At 58.2% G+C, this 22767-nt stretch carries 22 protein-coding genes; 16 read left to right on the forward strand and 6 right to left on the reverse strand.

The annotated features are described in order from the left end of the window. The first annotated feature begins 288 nt into the window (after nucleotides 1-288). The 3 genes from LEPTO7104_RS0108510 (at nucleotide 289) to LEPTO7104_RS0108520 (ending at nucleotide 3581) form a co-directional block, all read left to right on the forward strand. Complete coding sequence (locus tag LEPTO7104_RS0108510) at nucleotides 289-1998, forward strand: DUF3352 domain-containing protein (protein WP_017298138.1); 1710 nt, start codon at nucleotides 289-291, stop codon at nucleotides 1996-1998. Between the two features lie 5 nt (nucleotides 1999-2003). After that, entirely contained in the window at nucleotides 2004-3119 is a 1116-nt protein-coding gene (locus LEPTO7104_RS0108515; RefSeq protein ID WP_225886950.1) for a glycerate kinase, read from the forward strand. Nucleotides 3120-3254: 135 nt separating this feature from the next. Further along, nucleotides 3255-3581, forward strand: a complete 327-nt coding sequence (locus LEPTO7104_RS0108520) for an STAS domain-containing protein (RefSeq protein WP_017298140.1) — start codon at nucleotides 3255-3257, stop codon at nucleotides 3579-3581. A gap of 69 nt (nucleotides 3582-3650) precedes the next feature. Here LEPTO7104_RS0108520 and LEPTO7104_RS0108525 read toward each other — a convergent pair whose 3' ends face one another. Next, entirely contained in the window at nucleotides 3651-4784 is a 1134-nt protein-coding gene (locus tag LEPTO7104_RS0108525) for a SpoIIE family protein phosphatase (protein WP_017298141.1), read from the reverse strand. A 418-nt stretch (nucleotides 4785-5202) separates the two neighbouring features. Here LEPTO7104_RS0108525 and LEPTO7104_RS0108530 point away from each other — a divergent pair, with 418 nt between their 5' ends. Together LEPTO7104_RS0108530 and LEPTO7104_RS0108535 are read left to right on the forward strand one after the other, a co-directional pair. Beyond that, nucleotides 5203-5697, forward strand: coding sequence for a cupin domain-containing protein (locus tag LEPTO7104_RS0108530; RefSeq protein ID WP_264307994.1), 495 nt, complete (start codon nucleotides 5203-5205; stop codon nucleotides 5695-5697). Between the two features lie 83 nt (nucleotides 5698-5780). Next, nucleotides 5781-7592, forward strand: coding sequence for a CocE/NonD family hydrolase (locus tag LEPTO7104_RS0108535; RefSeq protein ID WP_017298143.1), 1812 nt, complete (start codon nucleotides 5781-5783; stop codon nucleotides 7590-7592). A gap of 387 nt (nucleotides 7593-7979) precedes the next feature. On the opposite strand, the gene LEPTO7104_RS0108540 is transcribed toward LEPTO7104_RS0108535, so the two are convergent. Next, nucleotides 7980-9737: an Rqc2 family fibronectin-binding protein gene (locus tag LEPTO7104_RS0108540; protein ID WP_040696324.1), complete on the reverse strand. Its 1758-nt coding sequence runs from the start codon at nucleotides 9735-9737 to the stop codon at nucleotides 7980-7982. A 340-nt stretch (nucleotides 9738-10077) separates the two neighbouring features. On the opposite strand from LEPTO7104_RS0108540, the gene remA reads away from it, so the two are divergent. From remA to metK, 4 genes are all read left to right on the forward strand, one after another. After that, nucleotides 10078-10341, forward strand: coding sequence for an extracellular matrix/biofilm regulator RemA (gene remA / locus LEPTO7104_RS0108545; protein ID WP_017298145.1), 264 nt, complete (start codon nucleotides 10078-10080; stop codon nucleotides 10339-10341). 36 nt (nucleotides 10342-10377) lie between these two features. Next, a complete protein-coding gene (locus tag LEPTO7104_RS0108550) occupies nucleotides 10378-10986 on the forward strand; it encodes a Uma2 family endonuclease (protein ID WP_026072499.1) in 609 nt (202 codons plus the stop codon). A 99-nt stretch (nucleotides 10987-11085) separates the two neighbouring features. Continuing rightward, nucleotides 11086-11526: a SufE family protein gene (locus tag LEPTO7104_RS0108555; protein ID WP_017298147.1), complete on the forward strand. Its 441-nt coding sequence runs from the start codon at nucleotides 11086-11088 to the stop codon at nucleotides 11524-11526. A 141-nt stretch (nucleotides 11527-11667) separates the two neighbouring features. Continuing rightward, nucleotides 11668-12822, forward strand: a complete 1155-nt coding sequence (metK, locus tag LEPTO7104_RS0108560) for a methionine adenosyltransferase (protein ID WP_017298148.1) — start codon at nucleotides 11668-11670, stop codon at nucleotides 12820-12822. A 75-nt stretch (nucleotides 12823-12897) separates the two neighbouring features. Here metK and LEPTO7104_RS0108565 read toward each other — a convergent pair whose 3' ends face one another. Further along, entirely contained in the window at nucleotides 12898-13347 is a 450-nt protein-coding gene (locus tag LEPTO7104_RS0108565; protein WP_017298149.1) for an FHA domain-containing protein, read from the reverse strand. 173 nt (nucleotides 13348-13520) lie between these two features. Then, nucleotides 13521-14276, reverse strand: a complete 756-nt coding sequence (gene pgl / locus LEPTO7104_RS0108570; RefSeq protein WP_040696327.1) for a 6-phosphogluconolactonase — start codon at nucleotides 14274-14276, stop codon at nucleotides 13521-13523. A 246-nt stretch (nucleotides 14277-14522) separates the two neighbouring features. On the opposite strand from pgl, the gene ureA reads away from it, so the two are divergent. The 6 genes from ureA (at nucleotide 14523) to LEPTO7104_RS0108600 (ending at nucleotide 18390) form a co-directional block, all read left to right on the forward strand. Continuing rightward, nucleotides 14523-14825 (forward strand): urease subunit gamma, encoded by a 303-nt coding sequence (gene ureA / locus LEPTO7104_RS0108575; protein ID WP_017298151.1) that lies wholly within the window; start codon nucleotides 14523-14525, stop codon nucleotides 14823-14825. An 8-nt stretch (nucleotides 14826-14833) separates the two neighbouring features. Further along, complete coding sequence (locus LEPTO7104_RS0108580) at nucleotides 14834-15892, forward strand: S41 family peptidase (RefSeq protein WP_017298152.1); 1059 nt, start codon at nucleotides 14834-14836, stop codon at nucleotides 15890-15892. Beyond that, nucleotides 15889-16194 (forward strand): urease subunit beta, encoded by a 306-nt coding sequence (locus LEPTO7104_RS0108585; RefSeq protein WP_017298153.1) that lies wholly within the window; start codon nucleotides 15889-15891, stop codon nucleotides 16192-16194. The genes LEPTO7104_RS0108580 and LEPTO7104_RS0108585 overlap by 4 nt, the downstream gene beginning before the upstream one ends. A gap of 93 nt (nucleotides 16195-16287) precedes the next feature. Continuing rightward, entirely contained in the window at nucleotides 16288-16587 is a 300-nt protein-coding gene (locus tag LEPTO7104_RS38055) for a DUF2281 domain-containing protein (protein ID WP_017298154.1), read from the forward strand. Beyond that, nucleotides 16574-16927, forward strand: a complete 354-nt coding sequence (locus LEPTO7104_RS0108595; protein WP_017298155.1) for a type II toxin-antitoxin system PemK/MazF family toxin — start codon at nucleotides 16574-16576, stop codon at nucleotides 16925-16927. Before LEPTO7104_RS38055 ends, LEPTO7104_RS0108595 begins: the two co-directional genes overlap by 14 nt. 74 nt (nucleotides 16928-17001) lie before the next feature. Next, nucleotides 17002-18390, forward strand: coding sequence for an alkaline phosphatase family protein (locus LEPTO7104_RS0108600; protein ID WP_017298156.1), 1389 nt, complete (start codon nucleotides 17002-17004; stop codon nucleotides 18388-18390). A 145-nt stretch (nucleotides 18391-18535) separates the two neighbouring features. On the opposite strand, the gene LEPTO7104_RS0108605 is transcribed toward LEPTO7104_RS0108600, so the two are convergent. Further along, a complete protein-coding gene (locus LEPTO7104_RS0108605; RefSeq protein WP_017298157.1) occupies nucleotides 18536-19897 on the reverse strand; it encodes a HEPN domain-containing protein in 1362 nt (453 codons plus the stop codon). Between the two features lie 148 nt (nucleotides 19898-20045). On the opposite strand from LEPTO7104_RS0108605, the gene LEPTO7104_RS0108610 reads away from it, so the two are divergent. Further along, the gene (locus LEPTO7104_RS0108610; protein ID WP_017297916.1) at nucleotides 20046-21158 is read left to right on the forward strand and encodes an IS630 family transposase; all 1113 of its coding nucleotides are present in this window, start codon (nucleotides 20046-20048) and stop codon (nucleotides 21156-21158) included. Nucleotides 21159-21409: 251 nt separating this feature from the next. Here LEPTO7104_RS0108610 and LEPTO7104_RS33220 read toward each other — a convergent pair. Next, nucleotides 21410-22767, reverse strand: a 1358-nt coding sequence (locus LEPTO7104_RS33220; RefSeq protein WP_017298158.1) for a cation-translocating P-type ATPase, incomplete at its 5' end; no start/stop codon positions are given.

The raw sequence follows: 22767 nt of genomic DNA on the forward strand, positions 1-22767 counted from the left end.
CGAGGTCCCAAGCCGCCAAACGGGTAAATCCCCAGAGCTAACTATAGCATTCGGCCCGGCGCCGCAGGGACAGGTAATGGCTTACGCTGGCCCGCAGAGCTGATTGGATCGGGTCACCGGGGCAAAATCCACCTTTTCCCTAGTCGTGGAAAAACCTACATTGTTTAATTTCTAAACAGCCCGCTGCCCTCGGAGATGTTACGGGTCGCGCGGAGCCATACACTGGGGGAGAACTGTTGGCGCAGGCCATCGCGCTGCGGGTGCTGTGGGGTTTTACATGTGAGGTCAATGAAGTTTCGCTCCTTTATTCGTCCCCTCGCCATTGCCGCCGGGCTAGTGCTGGTGCTGGGCCTGGGTCTGCTCGGCCGCCTGACCCTCAACACGCCGCTGTATCTGATTGAGCGGGGTGGTCAGGCGCAGCCGCTGGCGCTTCAGTTTGTGCCCAAGCAGTCCACCGCCGTGGCTTCGGTGCTGGTGCGCCCCGATCGCCTCGCCGACCTGTGGGAATATTTGGCGGCCCCCCGCCTGCGCCAGGACGCCCGCCGCGATCAGGAACTGATTGAACAAGCGCTGCTGGCCAATACCGGCCTCAGCTACAGCCGCGATATTCAGCCCTGGCTGGGGGAAGAGGTAACCGCCGCCCTCGTTACCTCCGACCTCGACCAGGACCCAACCAATGGCGCAACGCCTGGCTACCTGGTGGCCCTGGCCTGTAACGACAGTGCGGCGGCTCAGGCGGCCCTGGAGCTGTACTGGCAAAATCGGGCGATCGCGGGCGATGCCCTCACCTTTGAAGAGTTTTCCGGCAATCGTCTGATCTACGCCCGCCGTCCGGCCCAGCGCTTTGGCGGTGACGATTCGGCTCAGCTGGCAACGGCTCTGGTCGCCAACCGCTACCTGCTGGCGGCCAACCACCCCGACGTGCTGCGCCAGGCCCTGACCGCCGCCCAGTCAAACGACCTCAACCTGTGGGCCGATCGCCGCTACAAAACTGCCCTGCGAGAGCTGCCCAGCCAGCGGGTAGGGCTGCTGGCCCTGAATCTGCCAGCCGTGGGCCAGTGGCTCGACCCCGACCGCCGCCAGCCCCTGAACCTGAGCCAGCTGGGCGCCACCGACGATGCGGTGGGCTGGGGGCTGATGTCGTGGCAGCTCACCCGCCAGGGGCTGGTGGGCCACACCGCCCTGCTGGCGGCCCAGGGCCACCGGCTGCATCCCCAGCGACCTGGGGCGGAGGATTGGGGGGCGATCGCCCCCTACCTACCCCCGGCTTTGGCGGTGACGGCTGTGGGCACCGACCTGGCCGCCCTGAGCCAGCATCTACAGCCGCTGCTGACCCTGGCGGATCCGGCAGGTGATAAATTTGCTTCTCTGACCAGCCTCATCGACCGGGCGCTGGGATCGGGAGCGGCCCAACTGTTACAGAGCGGGGTGGATCGCGCCTATGGTGCGGGCCTGGCGGCCTTTGGGTCCAGTGCTCCCGACTGGCTGGTGGTTGCGCCCCAGAGCCAAACCCTCACCGAAACCCTTGAGGCGCTGGGCCAGCTGGCCCGAGCGCAGGGCTTGGGCGTTGGGGCTTTAGATGTGAGGGGTACGCCAGCGATCGCGTGGACCCGCCTGGCGCTGCCCCAACGTCCGAGCGCCCAGCCCTTACGGGTGGTGGCAGAGGTGGCTGGCCTGCACGCCCAGGTCGATCGGTACGACGTGCTGGCCACCTCTGCTGCTACCCTAGATGCCGTGTTGCACCCCAGCGGCGAACCCCGACCCCAGCCCGCCTGGTGGCCGTCCGCGGCCCAGCTGGCTGGCCCGAGCACTGGCTACATCCACATTGACTGGCCGCAGGTGCAGGCCGGTTTGGCGGCCCAACTGCCCCAGTGGCGGCTGTGGGCGGCGGCGGCCCAGCCCGCGCTCAGGCATCTCCAAGAGATTACGCTGATCAGCGGCGATCGCACTGAGGCCATGCAGACTGGCAGTATTTTGGTTAAGCTCAGCAATCAATGACGGCTATGGCAGACCCAGCAATGGATTTCGCGCCCGGCAGCTTTGAGATCGCGCCCCTGCTGGCGGCCCACCTGGCCGGCACGCCCCTCGACGACGCCCAGCTTCGGCAGCTGCTGGCGTGGGAGTTGGCCGACCCCCAGCGGGCGACCGCCTGGGGCATTACTGCCGACAGCGGCGCTGCCCAACTGCAAGAGCGCCTGGACTGGCTCCAGGCCCTGAGGCCCCACCACGCGGCTCTGCCCCTGCCACCCGCGCCGATGGAGCAATACCTGGAGCTGTACTGGCGGCTGTGGCTGCCCCTGGCCCTCTCAATTCGGCAGGCCCGAGCCCAGCTCAATGCCCCGCTAATTCAGGGGGTGTTGGGGGGGCAGGGCACAGGCAAAACTACCCTGACCCTGATTCTGCGCCACCTGCTGGCGGTGATGGGCTACAAGGCCGTGGGCCTCTCCATCGACGACCTCTACAAGACCTACCGCGATCGCCAGCGGCTGGTTCAAACCGATCCGCGCCTCCGGTGGCGCGGGCCGCCGGGCACCCACGACATTGACCTGGGGCTGGCCACGATCGCCAAAATTCGTTCAGCGGCGGCGGGGGAAGCCGTTGCTCTGCCCCGGTTCGACAAATCACTGCACGGCGGCGAAGGCGATCGCACCGACCCCGAATGGGTGCAGGATGTCGATATTTTGCTGTTTGAAGGCTGGTTTTTGGGGGCGCGGCCCATCGATGCGGGCTGCTTTGAGCAGGCTCCCCACCCCACCGCCGCCGAAATCGCCACCGAGGCTGACTGCCAGTTTGCCCGCGACATGAACGCCCAGCTGGCCACCTACCTGCCCCTGTGGGACTGCCTCGATCGCCTGATGGTGCTCTGCCCCGCCGACTACCGCATCAGCAAGCAGTGGCGCAAAGATGCCGAGCACCAGATGAAGGCCCAGGGCAAAGACGGCATGAGCGACGCCACCATCGATGAGTTTGTGGAATACTTCTGGTGTGCCCTGCACCCGGAGCTATTTATCGCTCCCCTCAAGCAGGACGGCGAACACGTTAACCTAGTGGTGGAAATTGACCGCGATCGCGTTCCCAGGGCCATTTACTCTCCGGCTTTGGCCATTGTTGAGCCGTAGTTAGTATCGTAAGGCTATACCCAATCCATCCAGGCGGCGGGAGATTTTCCGCCAGCAGAACTCTGCTGCTGAACTTGGGTAAAGTCTATATACCAAACGAGCCGTTAATTTGATGCGAGGATAGCGATTTTTACTATGGATTCTAACGTTCAAGTCGTCGAGCCTGCTGGTATTTTAGACAGCACTAAAGCCGAAGAGTTCCGCCAGTCAGTAGATGAGCTGTTGGAGAACGGAGCCGAAATTATTTTGGTCGATCTTAAAGATATTACCTTCATTGATAGCTCTGGCCTTGGCACCCTGGTGGTACTGCTCAAAAAAATTCGGGGCCTAAACCGCACATTCTGCCTCTGCTCCATCAACGACCAGGTGCGCATGCTGTTCGAACTCACCAGCATGGATCGCGTCTTTGAAATTTATGAAAACCGTCAGGCCTTTGAGGCAGCTAAGGTCAAAGTGTCCTAACGCCCACCGAGCCGCCGCCGATCGGCCATTGGCCCCGTTCTGCCGCATGCCCTACGCCACCGGCTAGAGCTAGTCCAGGCTCACCATCATCAGCGACATGTCGTCGCTGGCTACCTCGCCCGCCTGCCGCTGAATAATCGAATTTAAAATGTGGTCAACGCTTTTTTCGCGCTTGGCCACGGCCAGCAGATCGACAAAGGCGTCCAAACCGATGTACTGCTGGTTGTTTTGCAGCACCTCGTAGAGGCCGTCGCTAAATAGGTAAAGGCTGCTGTTGGGGGGCAGCTGACAGCGCTGCCACTGATATTTGGCGTCGGGCAGCATGCCCACGGGCATGCCGGGAGTGCGCAGCCGGGTGGTTGTTACCTGCTGGTCGGCGTCGATCGACACCAGCACCGCCGGGGGGTGACCGGCACTGGCGTAGAGCAGCTGGCGGTTGGCGCAGTTGAGCACGCCGTACCAGATGGTGAAATATTTTTGATTTTGGTCGCTCATCTGAAAGGTTTCGTTGAGCGCCCGCAGCACCTTCTCGGGGCGGTAGAAGCTGACGTCGGGCAGCGACTGCGATCGCAGCACGTTCAGCACCGAGGTGGACAGCAGCGCCGACCCCAGCCCGTGGCCCGATACGTCCAGCAGGTACATGACCAGGTAGTCGGGGTCGAGCCAGTAGTAGTCGTAGCAGTCGCCGCCCAGCTGTTGGGAGGGCAAAAACCGAGACTGAATCGGCACCCGACCCTGTTGATCCCCAGGCAGGAGCGATCGCACGTAGCCCTCGGCCTCGGCCATTTCGGCCTCCATGCGCTGCTTTTGCTGGCGCAGATCCTGGGTGAGCTGGTAGATGCGCAGTCCCGCCCGCACCCGCGCGTTGAGCTCGTTGATATCGACGGGTTTAGAGAGCAGGTCGTCGGCCCCCATCTCCAGCCCCTTGACCCGGTCGGCGGTGCTGTAGCGGGCGGTCAGCAGCAGCAGCGATGTAATTGACAGGACGGGATGGTGCTTCAGGGCCTGACAGATAGCCAGTCCGCCAATATCTCCCGGAATGTTCCAGTCGCAAATAATCACCCCCGGCAGCAGTTTCTCAGCCAGGGCCAGCCCTTCGGCCCCGCTGCGGGCAGTGGTTACGCCATAGCCCTGCTGCTTGAGGGCGCTGACCAAAAACTGCTCCGTAGCGGCATCGTGCTCAATGATGAGGATGTCAATCATGCTGCACTTGGCATCAAAGGATTACTGGTAAGGGGCAATAGTCAGGCCGTCGGAGGTTAGGCCATCGGCGCAAGCGGGACAGATGGCCAGAACCGGAACGATCGCGGCACCCTGTCGCTCAACCCGGCTACTGCTAATCAGCCGCCTACACTGGTTTAGCGTAACCCTAAACCAGATCGTCAAGGGGCTTCATGAAGAACCTACGCGATTGTTCTGAGGGGTTGGAGTTTCCCCTCAGGTGACCCGAGAGGATCGCCAGGGCAATAGGGGGCTAAAAACTAGAATGCCCCGCCGCCGCTCGAAAAAGCTAGGCAACTTTTTATGAAAGGTGCAGTGAGCTACTGTGATCTGCGTGGCAGTCTGTTTAGCATAGTGACGCCCATATAAATAGGTCGGCCCGGCTATGGACCCTCTGACTATGGATGCTCCGGTTATGGATACGGCGGCCTGCCCGTTGCCCACCAGCTGCGTGATGCCGGTGTACAAGTCGCCCAAAGACTACCAGGCCTACCGCATTAGCCCCGGCGACAGCAACCGCTTGGCGATCGTATTCGATCCGACCATTGCCGATATGTCGCTGACCTACTGCGTCGAAATTTTTGACGTGGGCGGCAAAACGCCCCCCAACCGTCACCAGGTCGCCGTCGAAATGTTTTTTGTGCTCAAGGGGGAGGGCCGCGCCACCTGCGACGGCAAAACGGTCGCCATCTGCGCCGGAGACAGTATTTTGGTGCCCCCCAATGGGGTTCACGTAGTGGAAAACACCGGCCCCTCTCGGCTCTATACCCTCTGCATTATGGTGCCCAACGAAGACTTTGCCGAGCTGATTCGCAGCGGTACCCCCGTCGAGCTGGACGCCGAAGATCTGGCGGTCCTGGGGCGCCACGATGCTCTCCATCCTGTCAGCTTGTAATCCTCTTGTAATCCTACAAATATTCCCTAGGGCAATGCCCACCGTTTCGTCTAGTCTTTTCCCCAACGCTACTGCACAGTTCCTTGCCTACGCCTTTTTCCCTCGGTTCCTACGCCGTTGCACCGAAGCAGACGCAGACGCTGGAGGTCCCTGCCTCAGGCTTTCCGGCCAGCCGCGAGGCTGAGGAGTTTCCCCCAGCCGCCGTAGCCCTTGATGCCGACCTGTATTATCCGGTGGGCGAGGGGCCATTTCCGGTGCTGCTGATGCGGCAGCCCTACGGACGCGCGATCGCCTCTACCGTGGTCTACGCCCACCCCACCTGGTACGCCAGCCACGGCTACATCGTGGTGATTCAGGACGTGCGGGGGCGGGGCTCCTCCGGGGGCGAGTTTGAGCTATTTCGCCACGAAGCCGACGACGGTGCTGCCACGGTGCAGTGGGCCGCCGCCCTGCCCCAGAGCAGCGGGGCGGTGGGCATGTACGGCTTTTCCTACCAGGGCATGACCCAGCTCTACGCGGCGGCGAAAAAACCGCCCGCGCTGAGGGCGATCGCCCCCGCCATGGTGGGCTACGACCTCTACGCCGACTGGGCCTACGAAAACGGTGCCCTGCCCCTGCAAATTGGCCTGGGCTGGGCGCTCCAGCTGGCCGCCGAAACGGCCCGCCTGAAGCGGGATAGCGCGGCCTACCAGGCCCTCCGCCAGGCGGCCCAGGCCCTACCGCTGGGCGATCCGGTGCCGGCCCGACCCCAGGTGCTGCGAACCCATGCCCCCGATTCGTTCTTTCATCAGTGGCTCGACCACCCCCTGCCCGACGATTACTGGCGAGAACTCCAGCCCGATCTAACCCAGGTCACGCTGCCCATGCTGCACATTGGCGGCTGGTATGACCCCTACCTCCGCGGCGATCTGCGCCTGTATCAGCAAATGGTGGCCCAGAGCGACGCCCCCCAAGCGCTGTGGATTGGTCCCTGGGGCCACCTGCCCTGGGGGCGCTGGGTGGGGGCCACAGACTTTGGCCCCGAGGCCGATAGCCCCATCGATCGCCTCCAGCTGCGCTGGTTCGATCGGGTTCTGAAAGGGCAACCTGCCGAGCCTTCCCTAGAGCCGCCGATTCAGCTGTTTGTAATGGGGGATAACCGGTGGCAGGGGCGCGATCGCTGGCCCGATGGCCCCGGCCAACCCTTCTACCTCAGCAGCACCGGCCTGGCGGGCATGCGCTGGGACGACGGCCTGCTCAGCCCTCAGCTGGCGTCCCCAATGCCTCTAGATGCGGCCGATTCTGGCTCAGAACCTGAGGCTGCACCCGCCTCTGAGGATGTGCCCGCCTCTGAGGATGTGATTGTCCATGACCCCTGGCGGCCGGTGCCATCCCTGGGCGGCCACTGCGGCCTGCCCTCTGGCCCCTTCAATCGGGCCTACCTCGACAGTCGCACCGACGTCCTCACCTACACTACCGGGGTTTTGGCGGTGGGATTGCGGCTGGTGGGCACTCCCACCGCCACCCTGTACTGCCGCGCCGATGCCCCCAGTTTTGACCTCAGCGTGGTGCTGTCTGAGGTCTATACCGACGGTCGGGTCATCAACCTGACCCAGGGCCACTGCCGAGTAGACTCCTACGACTTATCTGTTTCCCAGGCGCAGGCGGTTACGCTGCCGCTCCAGCCCACCGCCTGCGCCCTAGCCCCCGGCCATCGGCTGCGGCTAAGCGTAGCGGCGGCTTGCTTTCCGGCCTACGCGGTCAACAGCGGCAGCGGGGCTGGGCCGGGAGATTGCCCGCAGATTGACCACCGGGTGATTACCCTGGCGATCGCCCACGGGCCAGGGCATCCATCCTGCGTGAACCTGCCTGGGGCCTCACCAGGGGCGATTGCCAGCACAAAACGTAAAGAATAAAAAAAATCGGCCCCCTAGGGAAGCCGACTCAGGTGATACTGAATATCTAACGTTGTTCTCTCAATTTGGAAGAAACCACCAAAAAACCCGCGCCTTTGGCAGCGCTTGGGATTGGATAATTTTTCCGGTGGAGGGCTCTCATCTCCTCCGTTTCTCATTGTAACAACAAGTACAGATTTTCTTTAACACAATCTCTGCTAATTGTGTGTTGATTTCATAACTTAAACTGATGAGCAAATGTACTCAGCTGTTTTGCGGCAGCGCGCGTGGGTGCTATCGTCGGTCCTAAAGTTCTGTTGAACCCGCGCAGAATGGGCTGGGCGGGCACGCGTATCCGCTCTGCGGTACTGCGCCTGCGCGGGCAGCGTCATGCTACGGACCCTGCCCCTAGGCCATCTCCAAAGATGGCTGGGCGGTTTTTGCCTGCTCTATGCGGCGGGGCTGTCCCCAGAGCACCGTTTCTTGCTTGTAAATAACCATGCCGGGGCGCGCGCCCTTGGGTTTGTAGACATGCCGGGGCTGGGTGTAGACCACGGGCACCTGGTCGGCCTGGCGGGCGCGGCTAAAGTAGGCGGCCAGGTCGGCCACGTAGTGCAGATCGCGATCGCTGGGCACCTGCCCCGCTTCCAGGCGCAGCAGCACGTGGCTGCCCGGAATCTCCTGGGTGTGAAACCAGAGGTCGTAGTCGGTGGCAACGGTCGAAATCAGCAGGTCGTTTTGGCGGTTGTTGCGGCCCACCAGCACGGGCAGGCCGTCGGGGGTGTGCCAGTGCCGAAAGGCTTCGGTTTTGGCTGGTCTGGAGTCGCCGGGTCGATAGTCGGGCGAGGCCATGTAGCCCTGCTGAACCAGCTCGTTGCGAATGTCGATCAGCGCCTCCAGATCGGCGGGTTCATCGTAGGTGGGAATTTGGGTCAGCGCCGCCTCTACCTGCTCCAGGTAGGCCAGCTCTGCCTGGGCCGCCGCCAGCAGGGGGGCCACAGCATGCTTGGCTCGCTTCAGCTTTTGGTGCTGCTTGTAGAGGCGCTGAGCCTGCTGGATGGCGGTTTTGTCGGGGTCGATGGCCAGGGTAATCGGCTCGCCGGTCTCAAAGCTTTCCACGGTGATCTGGGTGAGGCCGGGCTGCCACCGATGGCTGTAGGCCATCAGCAGATCGGCCTGCTGGCGGTACTGGTCGGCCTGGGCCGACTGATCGAGGCGCTGGGAAAAGGTACTGGCCTTTTGCCGCAGTTTGTCGAGCACGCCCCTGAGCTTTTGCTGAATCTGGTTTTTGATGCGATCGAACTGCTGCAAGTTCAGCTCGCGGCCGTAGTACTGGTTCAGCAGGGCGTGAACATCGGCGGCGGGGGCCCCCCCATCCCAGTCGAGTACGGTGTAGCCCGGCTCGGCCCAGCCGGGGTAAAACTGGCCTTGGTCTAGAGCCGTGAGCCAGCGCTGCCACACCTCAAACAAACGATCCCAGTCGGCCTGAGTGAGGGTTTCGGCGGGCTGGTCAGGGGTGAGATGGGCGGCGGCCAGCAGCGATCGCACCAGCGACGAACTCAGCCCGCCGTAGCTCTGCATCAGCATTTTTTTGAGCGTGCTGGGCACCAGCGTTACCCGCTCCTGCCAGGCCGCTTGGGATTCTTGCAAACTCGGCAGCGTATTCAGGATGGCCGGGGGCAGCACGTAGGGGTCGCCGGTTTGAATGGGCCGCACCCGCGACTGCTGGTCGCTCACCTGGTGGGCAGCGGTGACGATCTGGTTTTGGGCATTGGCCAGAATCACGTTGCTGTATTTCCCCATCACCTCAACGTACAGGTGCCACTGGGGCGGGTCGCCGGGGCGGGGGCCAAATTGCAAATCGATCGCGCGCTCCCAGGGGGCCACGGGCGCGATCGCCACCAGGGCCAGCTGGTTGAGCTGGTGCTTGAGCTGCTGGCTAAAGGTAAATGTGTCTTGTCCCTTGGGGGGCGCATCTCCCAGGTGCAGCCTCGCCGCCTGGGGATGCCACGAAATCGTCAGCCAGCCGCGCCGTTCAAGGGTTCTGAGGCCCAGGGCCAGGGTGGTCGTGTCTATCTGCACCACGCTCTCGCAGCGGGCGGGCACCCAGTCGGCCTGGAGACTGTGGCACAGAGCCATCAAAGTAGTAAAGTCAACGGGCTGCACAGCGATATTCTCCAGGCGAGACAAATTAGGCAGGCAGACACCACAATCTCCGCCTGCGGACGTAGGTAGCTTGGGGGTTTAAGGCGATAAGAACTTCTGATCTAGGGTTTCTAGGGCCGAAAGATGTAGCCCAGGGAACGAAAACGCCGAAAATCTGAAATTTTGCCTGAAATTAACCCTCAGCGCTAGATGGATTCGTTAGTATGGCAGATAATACGACTTGGGCCTGATCTGGGTTCAAATGTAGAGCCTTCTGCCAAAAAAGCCTTAGTTTTTCTGGCCAGTCGGGGATAGTCCTCGCATCAATACCGGAATCTCCCGTTATCGCTCCTCTTATATTATGGACATCAAGCTCATCAATATTGGCTTTGGCAATATCGTATCGGCCAATCGGGTGATTGCCATTGTAAGCCCCGAGTCTGCGCCGATTAAGCGCATCATTTCCGATGCCCGCGAGCGCGGCCAGCTGGTCGATGCTACCTACGGTCGTCGCACCCGCGCCGTGATTATCACCGACTCAGGCCACACTATTCTGTCGGCTATTCAGCCCGAAACCGTCGCCCACCGCTTTGTCAGCGGCAAAGACAGCGACGGTAAGGCGTAGAGGCAGTAGAGAAGGTGAGGGGATGAGGAGGGTGAGGTGATTGCCGTACTGGATAAAGCCCCTATAACGTTTGACGAATTCATGGAGTGGTATCCAGAGAATTCGGAGTATCGCTACGAACTGCGGCGGGGGGTAGTGCTCGAGATGCCCAAACCAAGGGGAAAGCACTCCAAGCTGGCAGGCGATCTAGCCTTTGAACTGGGTGCGGCCATTCGCGGCGCTAACCGGCCCTATTTCATTCCTAAAGAATGTGTCATCAAGCTCTCGAACGACATGGGCTACGAGCCAGATATTGTCGTTTTAGATGAAGCGGCGATCGCCGACGAACCCCGATGGGAGCGAGAGTCGGTGATTACCAGAGGTCGGTCGATCAAACTGGTCGTGGAGGTTGTGTCTACTAACTGGCGAGACGACTATCTACTTAAGCTGGCCGACTACGAAGCCTTTGGCATTCAGGAATACTGGATTGTCGATTACCTGGGGTTGGGCGGACGGCGCTACATTGGCTCACCCAAGCAACCCACCTTTACCCTTTGCCACCTGGTGGATGGGGAGTTTGAGCTACAGCAGTTTCGCGGCAGCCAACTCATCGTTTCTCCCACGTTTCCGGAGCTGTCGCTAACCGTAGAGCAAGTATTCGGCTAGCGCTGCTGGGGATAATTGAGAACACCTCCCCATCCCCTCATCTCCCGTTCCCCTCGCCCAGGTTGATAGACTACTAGGAAATAACCCTTCTAGCTGCCCATGCCCGCCGATCGCCCCGAGTCTATCGAGAAAATTGTCGCCCGCTTTCAAAAGGCCGCCGACCCTAAGCGCCGCTACGAGCAGCTGCTGTGGTTTGCCAAAAAGCTCGACCCCCTGCCCGAGGAGTGCAAAACCCCTGAAAACAAGGTGCCGGGCTGCGTATCCCAGGTGTTTGTGGTGGCTGATCTGATAGATGGCAAGGTGGTCTACCAAGCCGACTCTGACGCCCAAATTACCAAGGGGCTGGTGGCGCTGCTGATCAAAGCTCTCAATGGCCTCAGCCCCGACGAAATCGTCACCCTCAGCCCCGACTTCATTCAAGACACCCAGCTCGATGTCAGCCTCACCCCGTCGCGGGCCAACGGGTTCTACAACATTTTTAAGACCATGCAGCAAAAGGCCCAGGCCCTGCTCGACAGCGCGGCGGAGGCCCGAGCTTAGCCTGGGTGGTTGAGGGCTACAGGGCTGCGATCGCGTTACCCCCTGACCAATTCCGGTGCTCTCGCTAAATTTTGATAAACTTTGGAATGCGAATCAGCCCCGGCTGGCTCCATTCCTATTGCTACTGGTTGGGCCTATTTCATGAGCGAGTACAGCATTTTCACATCTGAGTCGGTGTCTGAGGGCCATCCCGACAAAATGGCCGACCAGATCTCCGACGCCGTATTGGACGCCATTCTTAAAGAAGATCTGCACGCCCGAGTGGCGGTGGAAACCCTAGTCAAAACCGGCATGGCCGTGATTGCCGGAGAAGTGCGCACCAATACCTATGTCGATCTAGAGGATATTGTCCGCAACGTCATTTTGGGGATTGGCTACGACAGCTCCGATGTGGGGTTTGACGGCGCCTCCTGCGCGGTGCTCAATGCGATCGGGAAGCAGTCGTCAGATATTGCCATTGGCGTCGATGTCGCCGTCGACAAAGACCTGGGCGCGGGCGATCAGGGGCTGATGTTTGGCTACGCCACCAGCGAAACCGAGACCCTGATGCCCGCCCCCATCTACTACGCCCACCGGCTTGTAGAGCGGCAGGCCCACCTGCGCAAGCACGGCGTACTGCCCTGGCTGCGCCCCGATGCCAAAAGCCAGGTGACCCTGCGCTACGAGCACCTAAAGCCCGTAGCGGTGGAAGCGGTGGTGCTCTCAACCCAGCACGACCCCGACATTTCCCAGGCCGATATTCGCGAAGCGGTGATGGAGGAAATTATCAAGCCGGTGCTGCCCAGCGGGTGGCTGCACGCCAATACCCAGTACCACATCAACCCCACCGGGCAGTTTATTATTGGCGGCCCCGTGGGCGACTGCGGGCTGACGGGGCGCAAAATCATTGTCGATACCTACGGCGGTATGGCCCGCCACGGCGGCGGGGCGTTTTCGGGCAAAGACCCCACCAAGGTCGATCGTTCGGCGGCCTACGCCGGGCGCTACGTGGCCAAAAATATTGTGGCGGCGGGTCTGGCCGATCGCTGCGAAATTCAGGTGTCCTACGCGATCGGGGTGGCCAAGCCAACCTCGATTTCAATCAACACCTTTGGCACGGGCAAGATTGCCGATGGCGCGATCGCAGACCTGGTCAGCAAACACTTTGACCTGCGGCCCCAGGGGCTGATCGACATGCTCGATCTGCGGCGGCCCATCTACCAGCAGACCGCCGCCTACGGCCACTTTGGCCGCGAGCTGCCCGATTTCACCTGGGAGAACACCGACAAAGCCGATCTGCTCAAGGGTGCCCTCTAGACTGAGCCCAGGTCCCAGGCACCGCGATCGCAGGGCTGGGGACCTGGCCCTAGCGCCGGTATAGCCCTGCGACAATCACTCGTCGTCGGGATTGATGATGGTGGTTTGGTGCGGCAAGGCTTCTAGGTCATCGTGGGCTTCGCTCTGGGTGCCGTGGTCGGCCTCCTTCGCCTCCTCGGTGCGACGACGACTCATCAGCAGTTCCTGGAGCGGGTCGCGTTTTTCTTCGGACACGTGAATTTGAATATTCGGCCCCGATCGCGCCAGGCGAATGACAATGCCGTCTTCTACAGGCACCTCGGTGATCCGCCGACCGTCTAGGTAGGTGCCGTTGGTGCCAAGGCTCTTGACGGCCCAGCCACCGTTGATGCGGTGAATTTCGACGTGGTGGCGGGAGACAACGGCGCTGTAGAGAACCACATTGTTATCGGTTGAGCGGCCAATGCAAATCACAGGCTCTTGATCAAAGGACCAGCTTTGAACCGGGGTTTTGTGGAGAGGGTGCAATAGCGAAAGGGTAATCACATTACTCAATCAATAACGATCCCTGTAGGTTTTAATCATAGAAGAGTCTGGTAGACCCAGCCCTAATTTTTGGCCCCGACCACAGCGGTGACCGAGCAGGGAAATCTACTGCCTAGATAATAGTCTAGGTTGAGAGTATTTCAGAGGGGAGTACAGCCCCCTGTTGGCCGGGCTCAGGGCAGCGACGATTGCCCCAGATCTAGATTGCCCACGGCCTGGCGATCGATCAGCCAGCGCAGTTCTCCCTGGGGCCGTATCAGACGAGAGGGATAGGCGTGGTCGTCACCCTCGGGGGCAAAGACGTGGCCCAGGGCGGTTTGCTTGTCGGCCCCGGCGACCAAAAACAAAACCTGGCGACTGCGATTGATCAGCGGCGCAGTAAAGGTAATGCGGGGATCACGGCCTCTGTTGCCTACGGTAATCAGGCGGTCGGTCACCGTCAGGGCTGCGGTGTGGGGAAACAGCGATGCGGTGTGGCCATCGTCACCCATGCCCAGCAAAATCAGATCGAACTGGGGTACCTCAGCCGTTGAGATCCCCTGGAGGCCGCCAAACACGGCTCTCACCATAGCGTTGTATTGGTTGGCCGACGCCGCCGGGTCGCCCTCCAGGGTGGGGGGGACCAGAATGTGGTCGGGCGGAATGGGCACGCGATCGAGCCAGGCGGCCTTGGCCATGCCAGCATTGCTGTCGGGGTGGTCGATGGGCACGTAGCGCTCGTCACCCCAAAAAATGTAGAGCTTCTCCCAGGGCAGATCTTGCTCGGCTAGGCCGCTGTAGAGGGGTTTTGGGGTGCTTCCCCCAGCCAGGGCCAGGGCGCAGTAGTCGTGGTCGGCGACGGCGCTGCGAATGGCCTCTACCACCAGGGTTAAGGCCCGTTGTACCAGGGCAGGCTTGTCGGGGACAATCTCAATCAGGGGCGCAGACATGGGCAGATTCCACCGGCTAATGGCCCCAGGGGGCTGGGTATAGATCACAGGACTGGTTCTACAGCAGACTAACTTAGTTCTGGCTTTTACATCGGCGGCTTAAGCTTTACTTTCAAAGCTTGGGCACAGCTTGGGCAAGGCTTGGGCCAAAGCCGGGGGCAGACTGTTCAGGCTCTGGTTGACAAGCCGCCCAAAACCTTGAAAGCTTACGGTTAGCCCCGTAGCCTCCGCTGGTGTTTTGGCCCCATGCAACTGACTCCTCAGGAAAAAGACAAGCTGCTGATTTTTACCGCTGCTCTAGTGGCCGAACGCCGCAAAGACCGAGGCCTGAAGCTCAACCACCCCGAAGCGGTGGCCTACATTTCAGCGGCCATCCTGGAAGGAGCGCGGGACGGACGCACCGTAGCCGAGCTAATGAGCTACGGCACCACCCTATTGAGCCGGACCGATGTCATGGATGGGGTCGCCGAGATGATTCACGATGTGCAGGTGGAGGCAACCTTTCCCGATGGCACTAAGCTGGTGACTGTTCATGAACCGATTCGGTAGGGCAACCCATGGCTGTTTCTGCCTCTGACCCAGGGGATATTTCGCTGGCGGCGGCCGACCGGGAGGTCGTGCTGGAAGCGCTGGTGGCTCAGCTGGATGCCTACGTGTTTCCAGAGGTGGCCGAAAAGATTCAGGACGATATTGAGCAGCGCCTGGATGCCGGGGGCTACGGCGACATCACCAGCGGGCAGCAGCTGGCGGATACGCTGACGGCCCAGCTTCAAAAGCTGAGCGGCGATCGCAACCTGCGTCTGCACTTTAGCCCGATGCCCCTGCCCCACCTCGACCCTGACGCTGCCCCCGCTGCCGAGGATCTAGAGCGCCAGTACCAGGCCAGCCGCCGCCGCAACTTTGACCTCAACAAGGTGGAGCGTCTGGCGGGCAACGTGGGCTATATCCAGCTGTTCAGCTTTGAGCCGCCGGAGTTCGCCGGGGATGCCCTGGCCGCCTCCATGACCCTGGTGGCCCACACCGACGCGCTGATCTTTGACCTGCGCCACAATCAGGGTGGTTCGCCAGCGACAGTGGCCCTGCTGTGCAGCTACCTGTTTCCGGCCCACCCGCCCATTCACCTCAACGACCTGTACTGGAGCGAAACCGACGAGACCCATCAGTGGTGGACGGTGCCCTACGTGCCGGGGACGCGCTACCTGGATAAGCCCGTGTTTGTGCTCACCAGCCCCGAGACCTTTTCGGCGGCGGAGGAGTTTGCCTACAACCTGCAGGTCTTGAAGCGCGGGGCAGTGGTGGGTGAAACAACGCGCGGAGGGGCCAATCCGGGGCGGGGCTTTCGCCTGCACGACCATTTTTGGGTGTTTATGCCCACCGGCCAGGCCATTAACCCGGTGACCGGCAAAAACTGGGATGGCACCGGGGTTGTGCCCAACGTCAAGGTGCCGACAGAAACCGCCCTCGATACGGCTCACCTGATGGCGCTCAATCACCTGCTGGAGGCCGGGGCCGAGGGCATCGCCCGGCGGGAGCTGGAGGAAGCTTTGCCGAGGGTGGAGCGATCGCTCCAGCGGGCGCGCCAAGATCTCATTGCCAACCTAGGAGGCCCTAAATGATCCCTGGAGAACTGCTGCCCGCCGAGGGCGACATTGAGCTAAACGCAGGCAAGCCAACGGTGACGCTGGCGGTAGCCAATACGGGCGATCGCCCCATTCAGGTGGGTTCCCACTTCCACTTTTTTGAGGTCAACGCGGCCCTCAGCTTCGATCGCGACTCAGCTCGCGGCATGCGGCTCGATATCCCCGCCGGTACTGCCGTGCGCTTTGAGCCCGGCGACGAGCGCGACGTGACCCTGGTGCCCCTGGCCGGGGAGCGACGGGTGTACGGGTTCAACGCCAAAGTCGAAGGGGCGCTGTAGGCAATCAACCACCTGGGGCACCTTTTTCAACGCCATCACCGCCCAGGGTGAACTTGCATTTAAGCTAAAGACACCCCTGTCGAGATACCTACGATGCAAAGCATAGCCAGCCTCGAGCAAACCCTCCTCGACCACCTGCGGCAGCTCCCCCCCGACAAGCAGCAGGAAGTCCTCGACTTCGCAGAATTTCTGCGGCAAAAAAAAATCTTGCCATCAACCCCGTCAGCGCAGCCATCCCTCCAGGAACTAGCTAGCCTGCCCCTATCTCAACGCCACCGGATATTGGCCCCTTTGATCGCCGATACTGCCGCAGACTTTACAACCGATCCTGCACTCTCCGAGTTTTCAGCGCTAGATAGCGAAGACTGGGAGTTTCCCGATGACGCACCCTAGTCGTGGGGAGATCTGGCTGGTAGACCTTGACCCCACCCGTGGTCAGGAAATTCAAAAAAACCGCCCTGTCCTGGTGATCAGCACCAATCTCTTTGCCCCCATACCCCTTCGCATTGTCATCCCCATTACCACCTGGCAAGACAAATTTGACAGCCGCCCGTTTATGGTAAAACTCAGGGCCACCACCGCCAATGGACTAGCCCGAGACTCTGCCGCCAATGTTTTGCAAATCCGCAGCCTCTCTACCCAGCGCTTTGCTAAATATCTCGGTAGGCTAGGACCAACTCTGATTGCTGAAATCCTGGCTGGATTAGTCATCTGTGTCGATTACGAGTCTTGACCCAGAGGCGTTAGGCTTTGTGAACCATAGGCCAGGAGCGGACAATAACGTTAGCCAATTGCTTGAGCCTTCCCATGCCTACCCCTCGCCTGCTGATCATTGGCCTCGACTGTATGGCCCCCGACCTGGTGTTTGACCAGTGGCGGCAAGATTTACCCAACCTCAGCCGACTGATGGAGGGCGGCAGCTACGGCAGGCTGGAGAGCAGCATTCCCGCCATTACGGTGCCCGCCTGGAGCTGCATGATGACCGGGCGCGACCCCGGTGAGCTGGGCATCTACGGGTTTCGCAATCGGCGCGATCGCGACTATCACTCCATGGCCATCTCCGACGGGCGCGCGGTCAAATTTCCCCGCCTGTGGGATATTCTCGGTGAGGCGGGCTGGACGGTGGCGGCCCTGAGCGTGCCCGGCACCTCGCCCCCCTACCCAGTCAACGGCTCGCTGGTGTCCTGCTTTCTCACCCCCAGTACCGAGGTGCCCTTCACCCATCCCCCCGAACTGGGGGAGGACATCAAAGCCTGGATGCCCAATTTCATGATGGATGTGCCCAACTTTCGCTCCGACGAAAAGGCCCGCATTCTGGAGAACCTGTATGCCCTCTGCGATCAGCGCTTTACCCTGGCCGAAAAGCTGATTGTGCGCGACGGCCCCGACTTTCTCATGCTGGTGGACATGGGCGTAGACCGCATTCACCACTCCTTCTGGAAGCCCATGGACCCGCGCCATCCCCAGTACGAGGCGGGTTCCCCCTTTGCCAACGCCATCCACGACTACTACGTGCATGTGGACCAGCGGGTGGGCGAGCTGCTGGCAGTCTGCGACCCCGATACCGCCGTGCTAGTGGTGTCTGATCACGGCGCGCAGCCGCTGATGGGCGGCATCTGCATCAACGAGTGGCTGATCGCCAACGGCTATCTCACGCTCAAGGAATCCCCCGCCGAGGTCTTACCCCTGGACAAGGTCGAGGTCGATTGGACCCAAACCCAGGTGTGGGGAGCCGGGGGTTACTACGCCCGCATATTTCTCAATGTGAAGGGGCGGGAGCCGGAGGGTACCGTAGCGATGGCCGACTACGAAGCTCTGCGCGATGAACTGGCGGCGAAGCTTTCCCAACTTACCGATCCGGACGGCAACCCGCTGCCGGTAAAGGCGTTTAAGCCCCAGGAGATTTACCAAAAGGTGCGCGGTCGAGCGCCAGACCTAATCGTGTATTTTGACGATCTGGCCTGGCGATCGGTCGGCAGCGTGGGCATCAACGGCCTCTACACCGTCGAAAACGACACCGGCCCCGACGACGCCAACCATGCGCCTTTTGGACTCATGATTTTTCACGATCCAACTTCACCACGTGGTGGGCAGATGATGGATGGTGCACAGCTCTATGACATTTTGCCAACCTTATTACACCGCTATGGCATTGAGCCCATTACGGGGATTCGAGGCAAAGTGCTTCCGGCATAACACAAAGTTGGCAATCTAGCAGTAACAACGAGATTGTATGCTGGTGCCATTCTTTTGTTTCACATATAGATTGTACGTTTGTCACAGCACAATTCTGGGATAGTCTTTATAAATAAAATCAAGAATACGTATTGCGGCTTATTCCTTAAGAATTTTCTCCGGATCCTGCATCCTCTCCGTCTATTTCATCCTTGTCTTCAAAATCTTCGGACTCTCTACCATTAGTCGAAAGCAACTGCTCATGTTTATTTATTTCGCGCAGCACTGAATGCAGATACTCCACAAGTAAATGGGTAAAAAACCGAATTTCATCTTCAGTATATGTGACAGCTTGGCTATGCACTAATTCATTTCTCACACGGTTTAGTTCTCTTCCAGTTTGGTATTGCTCTTTAGTAATAATTTGCTTATTGGCAAGAAAGTCTAGCATTTGCCGAAACGTCATAAAACGCCTTGCATCTTCATCTACCAAAGTTGCTAAGTGACGCACTCTATCCCGCAAACTATTTTCTAGTTTTTTCCAATTTATAATAAAACTTCCATATAACTCATTGATATTGCTTGCCAAGCTTTCAGCAACAACCTCCTGTTCTTCTTCGGGTATATGAATTTGGTACAAGTTTTCTGTAGCTTGTTTTAATACACCTCTCAGCTTATCAACTAAATTAAATATTTCATCAAAATCTTTTTTGGCAACAGTTCTATTATGAGCTACCTGACAACGCAACTGGTATAGTCTATCCCATTGCTTCGTCAGCTTTTCGGCAGGATAGCTGACAATTGCACCGTCAAAATACCTATCCCAATTTGACCTTGGAACAAATGCCTTCAAATCGTTCAGATTTAAACTCTCAATTTTATCTGCTTGGGCAATTTTGTCTCGGAGTTGCTCAATATTTGAATTTTGAGGATAAGGGTCAAATAGCATGTTTTTTAGCTTTATGAAATCCACTCCATATAAAGCATTTATGTATCCCTCAGCTGCTTTTGCCGAGCTTCTTTTGTCATTCTTATTCAGATCTTCCTTCACAGCTTGAGGCAAGGATTCCTTTGTCCAATTTGTGCCTATTTTGGTAATCATAAAATTCGTAATAAGCTTTCGCATAAGGTTTTCAATCTCATGGATGAGAGGATAAGCTTTTTGCGAGTAGTATAAAGAAATATCATCCCAAATAGCTTCTATCGACTCCTGTTTAGCTGCAATCAAGCTTACAACACTTTTTACTGCTCTCAACAGCTTTGTATAATCCTCTATGTTTTTATCAAGCTCTGATTCCTCATACTGAAAAGTCAAAGTTAAATGGAAATATCTTTGCCTTTTGCCTGCTATCTCATTTGTTGTAATTTTATAGGCAGCTTTAATTGTTTCCTGATAAACGATAATATCGTTGTTGATATCGAGATCATCATTGCTCTTGATCAAGTTATTGAAGGTATCAGGGCTATTACAAATAGCACCTTTTTCCTCTACAACTATTAAATATTCGATTCTAAGCTCTGAATCCATAAAACGATCCGCACAAATGCAGCTTTCAATAGTCAATTACTACTGATAATAGTACTAATTGCCATATTAAGAGCCAGATCTGCTAAATGGAACTAAGCTGTTAAGCATCTAAACTACATATTAGGGAGTGTATTTTGGTGAGTTATACATGCCAATCAAGAATTACCTAACGGCCGAAGAGAAACAGGAATTGCAGAAGCAGCTTAAATTTCATGAGCATCCCGACGTTCGTGAGCGTATTCTAATTCTGCTATTGCGAAATGATGGCAGAAAACAGCAAGAGATTGCAGACTTTCTAGGTTGCTCCTTAAGGAAAGTAGCCTATTGGTGTGCCCACGGAAATCCAAGTGACTTAGCCAGTTTAACCGATGAACGAATGCATGGGAATTATCATAAGGCCACCGATCAATATGTCAACTTATTATTGGATGTCATTGAGAAAGAGCCTCAAGAATTGGGGTACGAATTTGGTCGATGGACGGCGGCTCGGCTCGCCACATATTTAGAACAAGAAACCGGGATTCAGCTAAGTGGGAGTCAAGTGAGGAGGATTCTCAAGTCAAAAAAGTACGTTTACCTCTGGGCCAAATATAGCTTAGAGGAGAAGCAAGATCCAGAGAAGCGAAAACTCTTCAAGGCAAAACTGGAGGAGTATTTAAGAATTACTAAAGAATCCCCAGAGAAGCTCCAGGTCTGGTTTTGGGATGAATGTGGCTTTAGTTTGAGAGTGACACGTCGAAAGGATTGGGTCAAGAAAGGGACGCGCAAGAAGGTTTCTGGAATTCGACGGAAAGGACGTATCAATGTGATGGGAGGAATCCGCTATTCGGACAAGAAGCGGTTGGTGGACTTTCTCCCCAAAGGAACCGGTGAAAATTTTTATAAGGTTCTCAAGAACTTTTACGAGGAGGTTATTTATGACTGGGCTGGCGAGGATAGGAGCGTGAGCGAATTTGAGAAAGACGGGCCTAAGGTTGTGATTATTTTAGACAATGCGAGTATTCACAAAAAGGAGGAATTTACAGAGAAGATAAAGTTAGAGATGCCAAATTTAGTTTTGGAGTTTTTACCTGAGTATAGCCCGGACTACAATCTGGTCGAATTGGTTTGGCATTCAGCAAAAGAGTTCATCTCAAATCGTTTATTTAAGTCTATTGAAGATCTCGAGGCTCTTATCAATAAGCTTCTCAATGAAGGAGAACTGGCCATAAATTGGCATCGGAAGGTGAAAAACAAGGGAAGTGCTATTGATGCAATTTAGATGCGCAACAGCTTACAGTCGCTTTAAATATGCAGTAAAATTTATCAAAGGAAGCTTCTTCTTTACAAAAAAGACCTGGCTAGTTGTGAAACTATGTCGCTAAGGCTACTATTCACCCAAAAACAAAAATTCCAGGTTTACTACAATGAAGAAGTTAATCGGAAGATTAGTGAATGCTATGGCCGCGATTCGTAGCATTGCTCAGTTTGAGCAATGCCTTGGGTATTGATAGATAGATAAGCAGATGGATTTTAATCCCTCACAACCTTGCCTCGGATGCGGCGGTAGACCTTCTCCAGCTCGACCCAGACAAATAGCAGGGTGCTGAAGCCGAAGCAGATCAGCAGTTCGTAGGGGCTGAGCAGGTGGGTGCCGAAGAAGTTTCGCAGGGGCTCAACGTAGATCAGCATGAGCTGAAGCAGGCAGGTGACAGTTACGGCCACCAGCACAAACGGGTTTGAGAAGGGCGACATTTCTACGGTTAGGCGGGTGTTGGAGCGCACGGCGATCGCGTGGCCCATTTGAGCCAGACAAAGCGTGGTAAACACCATCGTCTTCCAGCGATCGGGGTCGCCCTCTTGCTGCGACCAGTGATAGGCCCACACCATCATCGTCACCGAAATAATCGTAAACACAATGCCAATACGCAGCATGTATGCCCCCAGCCCCCGCGCAAAAATGCTCTCCTGGGGGTCGTGGGGGGGGCGCTCCATCACGTCGGGTTCTGCCGGTTCCACCGCCAAAGCCAGGGCCGGAAAGCCGTCGGTGACCAGATTCATCCACAAAATTTGCAGGGGCGACAGGGGCACATCCAAAATGGGCAGCAGCAGCGGCGACAGGGCGATGGTGAGCAGCTCACCGATGTTGCTGCCCAGAATGTACTTCACGAAGCGGCGAATGTTGGTGTAGACCACCCGCCCCTCTTCGGTGGCCGCAACGATGGTGGCAAAGTTGTCGTCCAGCAGCACCATATCGCTGGCCTCTTTGCTGACATCGGTGCCGGTAATGCCCATGGCAATGCCAATTTCGGCCTGCTTGAGGGCGGGGGCATCGTTGACGCCGTCGCCGGTCATAGCCACGATCTGGTGGTCTTTTTGCAGGGCTTTAACAATTCTCAGCTTGTGCTCGGGAGACACTCGGGCGTAGATGCTGACCTTTTTGACGGCGGCCTCTAGCTCGGCCTGGTCCATGGCCTCCAGGTCAGCGCCGCTGAGGGACCGGGATTGGCTGTCGGCAATGCCCAGGGATTGGGCGATCGCCATGGCGGTGAGCTGGTGGTCGCCGGTAATCATCATCGGGCGAATGCCTGCGCCCCGGCAGCGCTCCACCGCCACCCGCACCTCCGGGCGCAGGGCGTCGATCATGCCCACCAGGCCCAGCCACACCAGGCCTTGCTCGGCGGCGTCGGCATCGCCCTCGATGGGTACGGTCGCCATGGGCCGATAGGCGAAGCCCAGCACCCGCAGCCCCTGGCCCGCCATGGCGGCGTTGTCGGAAAGGACCTGCGATCGCCCCTCGGCAGTTAGCGGAAACTGCTCTAACCCCTTTATCCCGCTGGTGCAGCAGTCGAGCAGCATCTCCGGCGACCCCTTGGCCAGCATCAGGTAAG

Origin of the sequence: Nodosilinea nodulosa PCC 7104, assembly GCF_000309385.1 — a bacterium.
GTDB classification, from domain to species: domain Bacteria; phylum Cyanobacteriota; class Cyanobacteriia; order Phormidesmidales; family Phormidesmidaceae; genus Nodosilinea; species Nodosilinea nodulosa.